Below are 15,515 nucleotides of genomic sequence, written 5' to 3'. Positions count from 1 at the left end.
CATGAGAAGGACTAAAATTGTCTGTACAATTGGTCCAGCAAGTGAATCAAAGGAACAGGTTCAAGCACTTCTAGCTGCCGGTATGGATGTTGCACGACTTAATTTTTCCCACGGAACTTATGAAGAGCATAGTCGAAGAATTTCAATCTTAAGGGAAGAAGCAGCTAAGGTCGGAAAGCATTTAGGGATATTACTTGACACGAAAGGTCCGGAAGTACGCACTGGAAAAGTTCCGGATAAGGGGATTAATCTAGAAAATGGATCGGAATTTATCCTGGATACCGATCTCAACAGCGTAGGCAATCAACAAAGGGTAGGAATCACCTATCCTGATTTATGGCGTAAAGTCAAACCAGGCAGCCATATTCTTATCGATGATGGTCAGCTAGATTTAGAAGTTACGTCAAGTGAACCGGAAATTATTCGTACGATTATTCGTAATGGCGGAATCCTAAAATCACAAAAAGGAGTTAATACGCCAAACGCACTGATTGATCTGCCTGCTGTAACTGAACGAGATATTGAAGACATACGCTTTGGAATTTCCCAGGGTATTGACTTTATCGCGGCTTCGTTTACGCGCAAAGCTTTAAACATTTTGGACGTTCGCAGAGTTGTCGAAGAAATGGGAGCAGATGTTCATATCATAGCTAAAATTGAGAGTCAAGAAGGGATTAATAATCTAGACGCTATACTTGAGGTTGCTGACGGACTGATGGTCGCACGTGGTGACCTGGGGGTTGAAATTCCAGTTGAAGAAGTCCCCATCAGACAGAAGGAAATGATTCGTAAGTGTAATCTACTAGGTAAACCTGTTATTGTCGCAACTCAGATGTTAGATTCTATGATACGCCAACCGAGACCAACAAGAGCTGAAGCAAGTGATGTAGCTAATGCAATTTTAGATGGAACAGATGCGATTATGCTTTCCGGAGAAACCGCAGCAGGTCTATATCCCATTGAAGCTGTGAAAATGATGGATAAACTTGCTGTGCGTACTGAAAAAACCTGTAACAAAAATCAATCCTCCCGGCAAGCTCAGCATAATGTTGCTGAAGCAATCAGTTTTGCAAGTTATACCATTGCCAAGGACCTTCAGGCCACAGCTATCCTGACTCCAACCCATTCTGGCTTAACTGCTCGGATGATCTCTAAGTATCGCCCCTTGGCTATGATCATTGCGGCAACCCCTTTTGATAAGACGGCTAGAAAACTAGCTCTCCTATGGGGTGTCCAACCTATTCTTGTTCCTCAAAGCACCGGAACGGATGAAATGCTGTCAGTAACAGTAAATACATCGTTAAAACATAACTATATACAGGCTGGTGATGTAGTCGTGATAACTGCCGGTGTACCTATTGGTAAGGTTGGATCGACAAATATGATAAAAGTTCAAATCATGGGGAACATTCTGTCCAAGGGTACCGGAATAGGGCGGAGATCTTATTCCGGATTCGCACGAAACGTTAAATTTCCTGAAAAGGATGTTTTTAATGAAGGAGACATTCTAATTGCAGAGTTTACGGATACGCGCTTTGTTTCATTAATTGCACGGGCTGGCGCATTAGTCGTCGAAGAGGCTGGTTTGACCTCCCACGCGGCTATCTCAGCCTTACAATATGGGATTCCAGCCATTGTAGGTGCTAAACAGGCATTTACTAAGGTATCAAATGGACAAACGATAACAGTTGATGCCTTGACTGGTATGATGTATGAAGGTTCCGTTAGTATTCTTTAAACCCAATTACCTAAAACGCGAATAGCCCATCGGCTATTCGCGTTATTTCAACAGTACTCCTAGTTAAAAATTACTTGGGAAGAGTTTTGGTATCTTCAGTATGTCTTTTTAGTCCCTGGATTTCATGAGTAAAATTACCTGTATTAGTCATCTGATTATCAATAGTATCTTTATCAATAGTACTATGTGATCGGTCATTAAAGACTCTGATGAGTCCCGCTTGCTGAAGTTCAGTAGCGATTTCAAACAATGACTCACGCTTATTACGCGGTAAACGATTAATAAAACGGTTGATTTTCACTGGCGGTACAAGATTTCGGAATTTTACTCCACCATATTTTAGAATACGTTCAGGCAAAGGTGATCCTCCTCCTTAATCTATACTTAGATTATTGATCCTTACTTATTATTTGCCTAATGCTTAAAACAAATACATTTTCAAGATCCAGAGAATGTTCATCCTTTAAAAGGGATTGGCAATAAATTGTCGAATACTCAAATTGGTGGGGCTATTGGATAGGGGAATCCTGTGTGGTTTGAGCTCTGCTCAAGGTATCTTTAACTTGTTCTCTTATATATGTCAAATACTCTTGGCGTAAGGCTTCTTGTTCAGCACGCTCCCATTCTTCTAAACCAATCGATCGTTGCTTCTTGGACAACTCATTTATTCGTTCGATAATTATTTGCATTGGTGAAATACTCAAGGGAAAGAGTCCTCCTTTTATCCTGTCAATCAATGTTTTGCACATTATACCATTAGGTATAATTAATTACAATTTTCTCTCCTAGAAAGCATAGCTAGCATGAATCAATCTTAAATACACTTGAAAGTAGGTTATTAAATTGGCTTTATCTTCAAATACTAATTTGCGAGTTCGTTATGCGGAAACAGATCAAATGGGAATAGTCTATCATTCAAATTATCTTATCTGGTTTGAAGTTGGCAGATCGGAATTATTTCGAGATTTAAATCTTCCTTATACCGAGTTTGAGAAACAAGGGTTGGGGTTAGCCGTAGTGGAAGCAAATTGTCGTTATCGAAAACCTACTCGCTACGACGATGAACTAGTAGTCGTTACAAAAGTTGAGAGTATGACGTCTCGAAGCGTTACCTTTACTTATCACGTCTATCGCGATGAAACTCTTGTGGCTGATGGAAAGACAGTTCACGTATTCATTAACCAAAATGGCCGTCCGTCAGATGTCCGTAAATATGAAATTTGGCAGCGATTGCAACCGATCCTTGAAAAACATACTGCTTCAGTGGTGCCTTTATCATAGATAAAAGTTATTGATAAAGTGATTGTGTTATCCTATCTTACGTGGTATTATGTATACATAATACAAGGAGAGAAGGGATTGTATGTTTCTTGTTACTTGGATTGAAGGAGAAGAAGTAAACTATCGAGTTGTGAAGAAGCAGGAACTTTCAAACCTAATGGCTACCCTCGGGCACCATGCAATCATCCAAAAGTTCTAAGATCATCCTCATTCTTAACCTGTGTTAAACTTCATAATTAAGTAAGAATTAGCCTATCGCTTTGATGGGCTTTATTTTTTTGTAGATTGCAGGAGATTTATTGCCCACCCACGAATAAAAATTAAGTTATCTTTTTGTTGGAGGTGTGCTATGTGTCCTTCAAAGTAATTGTTGATAGTTCGTCTGATATCCCCATAGACAAAGCAACTACAGCTGGAATCATAGTTGTTCCAATGCCTGTAACCATTGATGATAAGACTTATTTAGAAGGAGTTAATTTAGAAACCAAGGATTTTTATGCCCAATTTGATTCCTTTAAAGAACTTCCTAAAACATCACAGCCTAATCCGAATTCATTGTTGGAACAATACGAAAAAACCTTAGCCGAAGGGCATGAAGTGGTAGCAATTCATCTTTCATCCGGTTTAAGTGCTACCTTTTCCACGGCTCAAATGATTCGTGAAATGTGCTCAGCTCCGGAAAGGGTCCATATAATTGATAGCTTAGGTGCTTCATTTGGATATGGATTACTGGCTCTTTTCGCCAAGACTGCCTTAGAATCAGCGACTTCATGGTCTGAGGTAAAAGAGACTATCTTAAACTACCGCAATAACATGCGTTATGTTTTCACCTTAGACACTCTTGACTACCTCGTTAAAGGGGGAAGGATTAGCAAACCGGCTGGGTTTATTGGGGGACTACTTGATGTCAAACCTGTTTTGCATTTTACCCCTCAAGGAACGATTGAACCTTATGCCAAAGTTCGAACTCGCCGAGCTGCTATTCGTAAATTAGTGAATGTTATGGAACAAGAGATTGCTAATCCTGAGCAACAAGTGATCGGGATATCTCATTCAGCTTGTTTTAAGGATGCTCAAATCTTAGCAGATGAAATTAAGCAACGGTTTAAAGTGAAAGATATTTGGATTAGTGATATTGGTTGCGTTGTGGGAAGCCACACAGGACCAGGAACACTAGCGCTTTTTTACACTAAATAGAAAGTATAAACTAAATTTTTCTTTACCAATACTAAATATAGTCTAATTGATAAACTTTTTCGGTTATAGGAGGCATTTTTCGTTGAAATTCATCACGGCTATTATACTAGCAGTATATTTGACGTTTAGTTTTACGCCCATTGTTAATGCTCAGAACGTTCCGCCGGTCATACGTGGAGAGGGGGCATATTTAATTGATGTAGCGTCTGGACAAGCCCTTTTTACGAAAAACCCCGATAAACAATTAGCACCGGCAAGTACTACCAAGATTATGACCGGACTATTAGCGATTGAAAAAGGAAATTTTAGTGATAAAGTAACTGCAAGTTCTACAATGCTAAACAATGAGATTGTTTACGGTACTCAAATATATCTTGAACCAGGAGAAGTACTAGAGTTTAAAGACCTTCTCTATGCTACTTTATTAAATTCCGCTAACGATGCGGCAGTTGCATTAGCGGAACATATAGGGAATGGTGTACCACAATTTGTAGATATGATGAATCAACGAGCTCAGGAGATTGGTGCAACTCAGACTCACTTTGTTAATCCAAGTGGTTTAACAGAAGAGGGACATGTCACAACCCCTCACGATCTCGCTCTTATTGCGCGTGTAGCTTATCAAAATCCAGTATTTGCAGAGTATGTCCGAACTAAAACCCAGCCTATCTCCAGAGCCAAAACGGATGTTCCCGTACTGATGGTTAATCAAAATAAATTATTATGGAGAGACCCTTATGTTGATGGAATTAAATTAGGCTATACTGCCGCTGCAAAAAACTGTCTGGTTGCATCGGCCTCAAAAGATGGTCGTCAACTCATTGGTGTGATACTCAAGTCCCCAGGAAGTGAGATCTACACTGATATGCAGGCTATGTTTGAGTATGGCTTTACCCAGTTTAACAACTCGGTCCTCAAACCGAGTGGTACAATCATTTCCTCCATTACCGTAAATGATGAACCAGTTGATCTCGTTATCGACCATCCGATCATCGTAACACATAAACTGAATGAACAGCAGCCAATGCTTAGCCTAAGGGTAACCCCCTTGTACACCAGCGAATTGACTTCTGTAGACAAAGGACAAGTGGTTGCTAAGGTAGATGTTCGAGATGGGGATACTCTCGTAAATACATTTCCCTTAAAAACATCAAGAAACGTCGAACCGGTTTCTTCTAGTATCGACTCTTTGGGTTCTTCTCATTTATCCTGGATTATCGGGTCAATCATGGTTATTACTGTAATTGGGCTCATTATCAATAATAATCAAAGGAAAAAGGCTCGTTATTGGCGGAGACAGGCTCGGCTATCGAGAAGGAAAGATTTAACGGGAAGTATTCATACAAATCATACTAAAATGAAGTGAAATACTAAATCAAGAACAAATTATGCCGGCCATAATTTGTTCTTGTATTAATAAAGCATTATAATGAGATTATATAAATAATGGTCATGATTTGGAGTTGAACAGATCTTGAAAAAAGATAAAAAAGTTGTTACATTAGCCTACGGATGTCAGATGTCTGAGCGTGATGCTGAAACATTGACTCATATTACAAGACAAGAAGGCTACACGAGTTCAGATGATCTTATAAATGCAGATCTAGTTATCATAAATACCTGCTGTGTAAGAGAAAGCGCGGAAAATAAAATACTTGGGAAAATTGGTGAATTAAAAAAACTAAAAGAAGACAACCCAAACTTGAAAATTGCTATTAGCGGCTGTATGGTCCAACAACCGGGTGCCTTAGAGCGGTTGAAGAAACGAGCTCCTCATATTGATATTTGGGCTGGAACACATAATTTGCACGATTTTTCGACTCTTCTCCATCAAGCAGAGCAGGGAGAAAAAGTCGCTGAAGTATGGCAAGAACCAAAAACGACGATAGAATCCACTCCGCAAGCAGAAAAAGGTAAGCTGCAAGCAAACGTAAATATTATGTACGGATGTAATAATTTCTGTTCTTATTGCATTGTTCCTCATGTACGTGGTAGAGAAAGAAGTCGTAAACCTGAGGAAATCATTAATGAGATTAGAGACCTTGTTTCTAGTGGATGTCGTGAAGTAACCTTACTTGGCCAGAACGTAAATTCTTACGGTAAGGAATTTACCCCCACCTATGACTTTGCAGACTTGTTACAGGAAGTAGATCAAATACCGGATTTATTACGAGTCCGTTTTATCACCTCACATCCTAAGGATTTGTCCGATAAGTTAATTGAGACCGTCGCTCAAGGAACGAAGCTCTGCGAGCATTTTCATCTCCCCATTCAATCAGGCAGTAATTTTATTTTAGAACGCATGAATCGGAAATACACAAGGGAATACTATTTAAGTCGAGTTGATAAGATTCACGAATTTTTGCCGGAGGCAAGCTTAACAACGGATATAATTGTTGGGTTTCCTGGTGAATCGGAAGAGGATTTTGAACAGACCTTAGAAATTATGAAGTTAATTCGCTATAGTCATGCCTTTACCTTTATGTATTCTAAACGTTCAGGAACCCTGGCTGCAGAATTGGAGGATCAAATTCCTCTAGATGTTAAAAAACGTCGCTTACAGAGATTGATGAGTGTACAAAACCAGAACAGTTTAGAATGGCGGCAAAAGATGCTCGGAAAATCTTATGAAGTTCTTGTTGAAGGACCTAGTAAAACTAATCCAGAGCGCCTAGTAGGACGAACCCGGGGAAACGAATTAGTTGTTTTTGATGGAAATCCAGATCAGATTGGGTCATTAGTTAATATCAGGATAACTGAAGCTGGGACCTGGACCCTAGTTGGAGATATTCAAACTAAAGCGTAGAATTTGTTTAAACCCGCAATTTAAAGCAGGAATCATGTTAGTCTATGTAGAATGTAGTATACGGAGGTGTGGAACACACATGACGAATGAAATTATTGAAAATGCCCGACTCTTGGCAGATGCCATTGCCCGAAGCTCAGAGCTTGAAGAACTACACAGCAAGGAAGATGCCATGGCTGCTGATGCTTCTGCCCAACTTTTGATTGCAGAATTACAGAAAGCTCAAGAACGGTTTATGGAAGCGCAACAAAATGGTGAAGAGCCTTCTGAAGCTGATAAAAAAGCGGTCGATGAAATTGAAGCTAAAGTCGAGGCGAACGAGGCCATTGCAGCTTATATGAAAGCACAAGACAATTTCACGCAAATGTTAGATAGCGTTAATGCTATTCTAGCAGGTGCTATTGCAAATTCTTCGGATGGTTGTTCCTGTGCGGATAACACCTGCGAGCCTGGAGGTTGTAATCCAGGTGGCTGCGGTAGCTCAGGCTGTGGTTGCAGCTAAACCCCATACAAATGTCTAACAAGAAGAGGGAAGGGCTAATTGGTAGCTCTTCCCTTTTTTAAATTTATAGGGGCAATTTATGAATCCCTACGCCTGAATCAGAACTTAATCTAAAAGGGGAGAAGACAAGTATGACTACCCCCATGATGAGACAATATCGTAGTATTAAAGAAAAAGCCCCCGATGCTATTCTGTTTTTCCGTTTAGGTGATTTTTATGAAATGTTTGGTGAAGATGCTGAACTTGCAGCACCCATCTTACAAATTGCCTTAACCGGACGAGATGCAGGGGAAGGTAAACGTATTCCCATGTGCGGAGTTCCTTATCACGCTGTTGATAATTATTTGTCAAGACTCGTTCGGTCGGGTCACAAGGTTGCCATTTGTGAACAAGTGGAGGATGCCAAAGATGCCAAAGGGATTGTCAAACGTGATATTATCCGAATTGTTTCCCCGGGTACATTAACAGAATCGATTTCAGACCGTTCAAATCACTACTTAGCTAGTGTATATTACTCTGAAAGCTGGGGGTTATCCTTTTTAGATTTATCCACTGGAGAGTTTACCATTTTCCAAACCACCGATCTCAATGTTTTGCTTGCGGAAGTGTCTCGAATCAACCCTGCTGAACTCCTCCTGCCTCCTGAGTTAATGAAAAAGCCCAAACACTGGGTGGGATATTATTGTACCCTGCGCGACGGAAAGACATTTGACAGCCAAACGCTGGGTGAACATTTTAAAGGTCAGGAGACGTTATTTAAAGAGTTTCCTGTCGCTGCCCTAGCTGCTTCAGGTTTATGGACCTACTTGCTGGAAACTATGCCGGGGGTAGATCCTACCCATATCATAGAAATCAAAACTTACCGTCCCGAACGATGGATGTTCCTCGACCAATGGACACGACGGAACCTAGAACTTACTGAATCCCTTCGAGGGGATGGGAAGAAAGGAACACTACTTTCAGTTCTTGACTTAACCCAAACCGCATTTGGAGGAAGGCTCTTAAGGCATTGGATTGATAAACCCTTGCTTAGGCAAGATGAAATAGAAGGTCGCCTTAACTCTGTTGAAGAATTGATATCAGATTCGTTTCTTCGCAAAGATCTGTTTAAACTACTTTCTGAGGTTTATGATTTAGAACGTCTGATGGGGAAGGTGTCCTACGGAACGGCTAATGCTAAAGACTTACTAGCTCTAACTCAAACCTTAGCCTTGCTTCCCGAACTTTGCACACTTATCACACCAAGTACCGCAGAAACCCTAAAACTAAAGATTCCCGATTTGGAGGGTCTTGATCCCTTAGTCTCTAAACTACAAAGGGCGCTTAACCCAAATCCGCCGCTCTCTTTACGTGAGGGCAGCCTAATCAAAACTGGGTACTCTAAAGAAGTGGACGAATTACGGATTATCTCGACAGGCGGCAAAGAATGGTTGGCTAAGCTGGAGAATGCTGAACGAGAACGTACAGGGATTCGGTCCCTAAAGATAGGATATAACAAAGTTTTTGGTTACTACATCGAAATTACCCATGCCAATGCCCATCTTATTCCGACGGACTATCAACGCAAGCAGACCTTGTCCAATGCAGAACGCTTTATTACGCCAGAGCTCAAAGAATATGAGCTTAAAATTATTGGCGCAGAAGAAAAGCTTAAAGAACTTGAGTATGACCTTTTTTTAGCTTTACGTGAAGACGTCCGAATAAATACTAAGAGAATAATTCGTGTAGCTCGGGCACTTGCCGAAATTGATGTTTTTGTCAGTTTAGCAGAGGTGGCAGTTCGCAACTATTATGTACGTCCTCAGTTGAAGGACGATGGTCAGATTCTCATAACAGATGGTCGACATCCAGTCGTTGAAAAAATGCTGGATCAAAGTGTCTTTGTTCCAAACGATACGCATTTGTCCGAAGGTCAGCATTTAGCTCTAATCACTGGTCCCAATATGGCGGGAAAATCGACCTATATGCGCCAGGTTGCTTTAATTGTTCTGATGGCTCATATTGGGTCCTTTGTCCCCGCTAACAAAGCAAGCATTTCACTGGTTGATCGTATCTTTACACGAGTCGGTGCCTCAGATGACTTAGCCGCCGGTCAAAGTACGTTTATGGTTGAGATGCAGGAAGTAGCTCATATTTTAAATTACGCTAGTAGAAAAAGTTTGATCATTTTAGATGAAATTGGGCGGGGGACCGCTACCTACGATGGACTCAGCATCGCCTGGGCAGTTGCTGAACACCTTGTACAAAATCCTGAGTTCACCCCCAAAACCCTTTTTGCTACTCATTATCATGAGTTAACTCTGCTTCAAGACGAATTTTCCGGGTTTTTTAACCTCCATGTCGGCGTAAAAGAACGGGGAGAGGATATTGTGTTTTTACACAAAATCTTACCTGGTCGCGCAGACCGTAGTTATGGTATTCAGGTAGCTCGTTTAGCCGGTCTTCCCCAAGATTTACTTCAGCGGGCTAAGACATTATTATTAGAATTAGAGTCTTCAGAACCCGCACATACTCTAGCAGCAAAACCAACCGAGGTTATCACTCAGTTTTCTCTCTTTGACGTTCCGAAAATCCATCCACTTTTGCAAGAAGTCGAAAAACTAACCTTAGAAGATATGACTCCGCGCCAAGCCCTTCAGTACCTCTTTGACTTACGAGAACGCATACAAGCGACAGAAACCATGTAGCTACTCGTGGTTCGTAGGTCGTAGTTAGTTCGTCGAAGATCTAGATGAGGGTATGAGTGAGAGTTTTGGCTAACCGTCATCCTGAGCGATAGCGAAGGATCTAGATCCTTCAGTCGTCCCTCCTTCAGGATGACACAGCTATGAGATGCTTTCGCAGCAATGACGCGAAAGGGAGTGTCAATGTGTCAATGGGACGGGGTGAAACCAAGCAGTATTGCAAATTGGTGATATGAAAAGTGGACAGATTCCTATCCTAAGTTCAAAGGCTAACGTTCAGCGTTCAGCGTTCAGCTTTCATAGTCAAAAACGTCTTTAGACGTTTGAGCATAAAAAGCGAACCACCAATATCAAACATCGAGTAGGGGGGATCTTATGAATAATCGAGTAGGAATTGATGTGGGAGGCACCTATACTGATGCCGTGTTTTTTAAAAATGGACGGATCCAACACACAGCAAAGGTACCTACCGAGTCGGAAAACTTAGTAGAAACCCTTATGAATGCTTTTGATACCTTGAATATCTCAGATGAACAAGAGATTAACCAGATCACGGTAAGTACCACACTTGTTACTAATGCAATTCTCCAAAATCGAATACCACCCGTTGAGTTACTTTTGTTTTCAGGACATGGGATGAAAATCGATGCGCTTCCTTGGCCAGTCAACTACACAGAACTTACTGGAGAGATGGATTTTAGAGGTAGAGAAATTGAGGCCCCTAATCAACAGGAATGGGAGAGCCTTCCATTATCAGCAGCTCAGGCTAACAGATCTCATGTTGCCATTGTGGGAAAGTTTTCTCACCGAAACTCTCTTCATGAGGAACAGCTGGCGGGTTTCTTAAAAGAACGACATCCATCTTTGAGGATTGCCTTGGGGCATGAGTGGGGACAAGCCAATTTTTACCGGCGTAGTCTGACAACCTATCTAAATCTAGGTGTTTCTGAGTTATATCAGCAATTCGCCCAGAACTTGCAAAATGCATTAAGGGCTCGAAAAATTCAAGCTCCTATCTTTATCTTAAAAGCAGATGGGGGAAATTTGCCCCTCGCCAAGATTCGACCCATAGATTCTATTTATTCTGGACCGGCAGCGAGTGTGTTAGCAGCTCTTACTCAAATTGAACCGGATTCCTCATCGATTATTGTTGATATTGGCGGTACAACGACAGATATTGGCCTCATACTGTCCGGTGTTCCACTACTGAGCTCTAAAGGTGCCAAGATAGGTGGGTTTTCTACGCTAGTTCGCTCACTAGCGGTTCGTTCGATTCCAGTGGGTGGTGACTCCGTTGTCCGCTCGAATGATCAGAATGATCGAGGCTTTATCATTGAGCCATATAGACTTGGAGCAGCCTATTGTCTGGGTGGAAAGGCACCAACCCCAACGGATGCTATGCGTTATCTTGGCTTAATTGACTATGGAAACCTACAACTGGCTGAAGAAGGATTGGCCACCCTTTTATCGCCTGAACAGAGAACCCCACAATTCCTTCAGGAACTGGCTGCGGGAATCATCGATAGAGTGGTTGACCGAATCATCGAGGCTGTTGGTTCACTTAAGCGAGAGTGGGAAGACGAACCGGCTTATAAAGTTTGGCAAGTTCTCCATCCCCATGAGAGCAAAGAATTTAATACCTTGGTCAGCGGTGGGGGAGCAAGAGGAATTGCAACCGCCTTAGGAAAACGACTAAAGACCTCTGTTCGTCTCGGCGCTTTCCCGGAAGTATCTAATGCCTTAGGTGCTGCACTGGCTAGACCCACCTTTGACTGTACCCTTCATCTTGATACATATATGAAGCATTATCGGGTTGAAGAGACGGGAGAACAAGGGAAATGGACGGGATCACTGCGCCCTCACCGGGAAGTGGAGGGATTTCTGGAAACCCTTGTACAAAAGCAGGCTGCCCACTATGATATTCAACTACAAGATATGGAGAAGGAACCCTTTGATTTCTTTCCCATCGTGCAAAATTATCAAACGGTAGGTCAAATTGTCCGTGGGGCTGTTCATATGCGACCAGGTGTGATCGGGAGGGTAAGAGAATGAAACGAACAGGAATTTTATTTTTCCCAGCCTTTGATTGGTCATTAGGGGATTCCCATCCGGAGCGTGAAGAGCGTCTTCTTTATACTCAAGAACAACTTTTTGAAGAAGGAATTCTGGATTTACCTCAAATCAAACAGTTTTCCCCCCGTGTCGCCGCTATTAAAGATGTACTTAGAGCGCAAGCCTTATTTCCTCATCCGGGAACACATCTGGAAACCCTAGATCCCCATCTTATTTCTGCAGGAAGTTCACTTCTCCTCGGAGAAGCCCAAGTGAAGGGTGACATTCATAATGGTTTTGTGATGGCTCGGCCCCCCGGACATCATTCGGGGGCAACGGTGTGGGGAAATCGTGGATTTTGCTCTCTAAATAATGAAGGTATGCTTGTAAACTATCTAAGAGCCCGGTTTGGAATAAAACGAATTGCGATTGTTGATACGGATGTCCATCATGGTGACGGAACTCAAGATATTTTTTACCATGACCCTAATGTTCTCTTTATTTCTCTTCATCAAGATGGTCGCACCCTTTTTCCCGGAACGGGGTTCGTTCATGAAAAGGGAGGTCCTAATGCATGGGATCAGACCTTAAACATTCCCCTTCCCCCAGGCACTGGTGATGAAGGCTACCACTATGTTTTAGAAAATTGGGTACTGCCGCGACTTCAGGCGTTTGCTCCTGAAATGATTATTAATTCTGCAGGACAGGATAATCATTTCACGGATCCACTGGCCTCCATGAATCTAACCGCTGGTGGATATGGTCGGATTACTGAGCTGCTTCAGCCGGATCTAGCCGTCCTTGAAGGTGGATATTCTATTGAAGGGGCACTACCTTATGTCAATTTAGCTATCTTACTTGCCCTTGCCGGAGAAGACTATCATCACGTTCGTGAACCCCAGAAACAGAAACGTTCTTCATTAACCTTAACCGCACTAAAACCCTATATTCAAGAGCTTCAAAAGCAACAGCAAACTGCCAAGCAAAAAATCTCCATCCAGAACAAGACCCATTTTCCAAAAGGAAATTGGTTTTACAGTCCTCATTCCGTCTATTATGATACAGAGGGATTTCAAGAAACCCGCCATGATTACATTCGTGAGTGCAGTCATTGTGGAGGAACCGTCTATATAGAAAGCAGACGGTATACGCAGAAGTCAATCCTCGTGAGGATTCCCTTCCAGGCCTGTCCGAGTTGCGAACAAGGGGGGTATGACCTTTGGGAGCATATTCAACAATCGAGGGAGGATATCATAAGTGGGCTGTTGCAAAATCAGTTACAGGATCGATACTATGTTTGGACTAAGAAAGAAGGACTGAGGGAGTATTGACACCGCTAATTCATATTCTTGATGCGCACTCAGCAAACCAAATCTCCGCTGGAGAAGTTGTTGAACGTCCTGCCTCTGTGGTCAAGGAGTTGGTCGAGAATTCTCTCGATGCTGGGGCAAAACGTATAGATATAACCATAGAAGGAAACGGAGTCCCTTTAATTCAGGTGCGGGATGATGGTAGTGGAATAGGAATTGCGGACTTACCTCTGGCAGTCATCCGACATGCAACTAGTAAAATTTCTCAGATTGAAGACTTAGATCATCTGAAGACCCTAGGGTTCAGAGGAGAAGCACTTCCCAGTATTGCCTCGGTTTCCTATTTAGAAATATCCTCACGTCCAGCTAATGAAGCCGCTGGAATAAGCTATACTCTGGACGGCGGAGAACAAGGCGAGTTTAAAGAAATCGGCTGCCCTGTTGGAACATCCGTTACGGTTCGAAATCTCTTTTTTAATACCCCTGCACGCTTAAAGTTTTTAAAGTCCACCCCTACCGAATTTGGTCTAATCAGCGATACCGTTGGACGAATGGCCCTTGCCCATCCGGATGTCGCTTTTTCCCTAGCCCATCCTCACCAGGTTGTTTTACAAACCTCCGGACGTGGGGATTTAAGGGAAGCCATCGCTGCAGTCCTTGGACATGCCATCGCTCGCCAGCTTATTCCTATAAACGTATTGCACGAAAATTGGCGCCTTGAAGGTTTTATCAGTCCACCCAACTTAGTCCGATCGTCGAAACAAGCTCAATTCTTTATGCTCAATGGACGTATCATTCGATCACCATTATTAAGTCGAGCCATTGCTGATGGATATCACACTCTGATCCCGGCAAAGCTTCACCCAATTGTTGTGCTTCACTTGACGGTTCCGCCTACTGAGTATGATGTGAACGTTCACCCTACGAAAATGGATGTGCGGTTTAAGGAGGAGCATGCCTTAACCCTCTTTATTCGTGAGGCTGTTCATAATACGTTGATTAATAGTAAACCATTACCTTCGATTCTAACCAAAGTAACCCTTTCACCTCCTCCTAAAGCTCCTAACACGTCTATAAGCGTTCCAAATTCGGAGACACCTTCTCGACCTACCAATAAGACAACGGAGTTAATTATTCAAGAGTCAGAAGCACCCAAAACCTATAGCCAACCGCAAATCAATTTCAAGCCTGAAACAACGAAACAACCTAAACTCCTTGAATCTATTTTAGAACCTCAGTTAAAACCCCTGGACAGTATAGCAACAATCAAACCAAAGGCAGAAGAGATCTTAGAACATCCGGAGAATTCTCAGGACTTGGATCCTTTGCAAGCCGATCAACCTCTGAACCATATATGGCCCATAACCCAGCTATTTAACACCTACATCTTAGCGACTGACGGTAACGTACTTTTTATGATAGACCAACATGCTGCTCATGAGCGGATAAACTATGAGCGGATATTAAGGGAGTTCAGACAAGCAGAACTAGCCAGTCAGACGCTTTTGATTCCCCTTGCTATGGAGTTTACTCTGCAAGAGGAACAAGCCTTACTTGAGAACTTATGGATTCTAAACGAGATGGGGTTCATTCTGGAACAATTCGGTTCACGAACTTATTTACTGCGCGGCGTGCCCATTCAAACAGGATCCAATCAACCTGATGATTTACTTCGTGAGTTTATCGACGAGGTCTTATTAAAGAATTCTCCTCCGACCTTCGATAAGATGTTGGAAGAATGGGTTTATATGTTAGCTTGTAAAGAATCGATTAAAGCCCAAGATCCCCTGAACTTGCCTGAAATGGAACAACTTATTGCCAAGCTTAGCCTTACTCAAAATCCCTATACCTGCCCACACGGACGACCTACAATGGTTACAATGACTCGTACTGAATTAGAAAAACGCTTTTATCGCACCTAGATTAGTTGCCACCAAGTGACTTT

12 protein-coding genes are annotated in these 15,515 nt (G+C 42.2%); 10 read left to right on the top strand and 2 right to left on the bottom strand.

All coding sequences use genetic code 11. The features are described from left to right. Position 1: 1 nt before the first annotated feature. Positions 2–1,738, top strand: coding sequence for a pyruvate kinase (pyk, locus tag HGJ98_RS02460; RefSeq protein ID WP_291349404.1), 1,737 nt, complete (start codon positions 2–4; stop codon positions 1,736–1,738). Positions 1,739–1,808: 70 nt separating this feature from the next. Here the strand turns inward: pyk and HGJ98_RS02455 are convergent, their stop codons facing one another. Further along, positions 1,809–2,096, bottom strand: coding sequence for a hypothetical protein (locus HGJ98_RS02455; protein WP_291349403.1), 288 nt, complete (start codon positions 2,094–2,096; stop codon positions 1,809–1,811). A 151-nt stretch (positions 2,097–2,247) separates the two neighbouring features. Next, positions 2,248–2,427, bottom strand: a complete 180-nt coding sequence (locus HGJ98_RS02450; protein ID WP_291349487.1) for a DUF896 domain-containing protein — start codon at positions 2,425–2,427, stop codon at positions 2,248–2,250. 154 nt (positions 2,428–2,581) lie between these two features. Between HGJ98_RS02450 and HGJ98_RS02445 the strand changes: the two genes are divergently transcribed. From HGJ98_RS02445 to mutL, 9 genes are all read left to right on the top strand, one after another. After that, positions 2,582–3,019, top strand: coding sequence for a thioesterase family protein (locus HGJ98_RS02445; RefSeq protein WP_291349402.1), 438 nt, complete (start codon positions 2,582–2,584; stop codon positions 3,017–3,019). A gap of 351 nt (positions 3,020–3,370) precedes the next feature. Beyond that, a complete protein-coding gene (locus HGJ98_RS02440; protein ID WP_291349401.1) occupies positions 3,371–4,216 on the top strand; it encodes a DegV family protein in 846 nt (281 codons plus the stop codon). A gap of 82 nt (positions 4,217–4,298) precedes the next feature. Next, the gene (locus HGJ98_RS02435; protein ID WP_291349400.1) at positions 4,299–5,582 is read left to right on the top strand and encodes a D-alanyl-D-alanine carboxypeptidase family protein; all 1,284 of its coding nucleotides are present in this window, start codon (positions 4,299–4,301) and stop codon (positions 5,580–5,582) included. A 108-nt stretch (positions 5,583–5,690) separates the two neighbouring features. Next, positions 5,691–7,022, top strand: a complete 1,332-nt coding sequence (gene miaB / locus HGJ98_RS02430) for a tRNA (N6-isopentenyl adenosine(37)-C2)-methylthiotransferase MiaB (RefSeq protein ID WP_291349399.1) — start codon at positions 5,691–5,693, stop codon at positions 7,020–7,022. 79 nt (positions 7,023–7,101) lie between these two features. Next, complete coding sequence (locus HGJ98_RS02425) at positions 7,102–7,524, top strand: YlbF family regulator (RefSeq protein WP_291349398.1); 423 nt, start codon at positions 7,102–7,104, stop codon at positions 7,522–7,524. A gap of 131 nt (positions 7,525–7,655) precedes the next feature. Beyond that, entirely contained in the window at positions 7,656–10,211 is a 2,556-nt protein-coding gene (mutS, locus tag HGJ98_RS02420) for a DNA mismatch repair protein MutS (protein ID WP_291349397.1), read from the top strand. A 372-nt stretch (positions 10,212–10,583) separates the two neighbouring features. Next, positions 10,584–12,260 carry a hydantoinase/oxoprolinase family protein gene (locus HGJ98_RS02415; protein ID WP_291349396.1) on the top strand — a complete coding sequence of 559 codons (1,677 nt, stop codon included), beginning with the start codon at positions 10,584–10,586 and terminating at the stop codon, positions 12,258–12,260. Further along, complete coding sequence (locus tag HGJ98_RS02410; RefSeq protein ID WP_291349395.1) at positions 12,257–13,591, top strand: histone deacetylase; 1,335 nt, start codon at positions 12,257–12,259, stop codon at positions 13,589–13,591. The genes HGJ98_RS02415 and HGJ98_RS02410 overlap by 4 nt, the downstream gene beginning before the upstream one ends. Beyond that, a complete protein-coding gene (gene mutL / locus HGJ98_RS02405; protein WP_291349394.1) occupies positions 13,588–15,492 on the top strand; it encodes a DNA mismatch repair endonuclease MutL in 1,905 nt (634 codons plus the stop codon). Before HGJ98_RS02410 ends, mutL begins: the two co-directional genes overlap by 4 nt. Positions 15,493–15,515: the final 23 nt, after the last annotated feature.

The organism is Desulfosporosinus sp. (assembly GCF_014237355.1).
Classification (GTDB): domain Bacteria; phylum Bacillota; class Desulfitobacteriia; order Desulfitobacteriales; family Desulfitobacteriaceae; genus Desulfosporosinus.
This window is presented reverse-complemented; position numbering and strand designations above follow the sequence as displayed.

Excerpts from the sequence above, each read along its gene's own strand:
- HGJ98_RS02415 (WP_291349396.1), top strand. The coding sequence starts at position 10,584 with ATGAATAATCGAGTAGGAATTGATGTGGGAGGCACCTATACTGATGCC.
- mutS (WP_291349397.1), top strand. The coding sequence starts at position 7,656 with ATGACTACCCCCATGATGAGACAATATCGTAGTATTAAAGAAAAAGCC.
- HGJ98_RS02450 (WP_291349487.1), bottom strand. The coding sequence starts at position 2,427 with ATGCAAATAATTATCGAACGAATAAATGAGTTGTCCAAGAAGCAACGA.
- HGJ98_RS02425 (WP_291349398.1), top strand. The coding sequence starts at position 7,102 with ATGACGAATGAAATTATTGAAAATGCCCGACTCTTGGCAGATGCCATT.
- HGJ98_RS02410 (WP_291349395.1), top strand. The coding sequence starts at position 12,257 with ATGAAACGAACAGGAATTTTATTTTTCCCAGCCTTTGATTGGTCATTA.
- pyk (WP_291349404.1), top strand. The coding sequence starts at position 2 with ATGAGAAGGACTAAAATTGTCTGTACAATTGGTCCAGCAAGTGAATCA.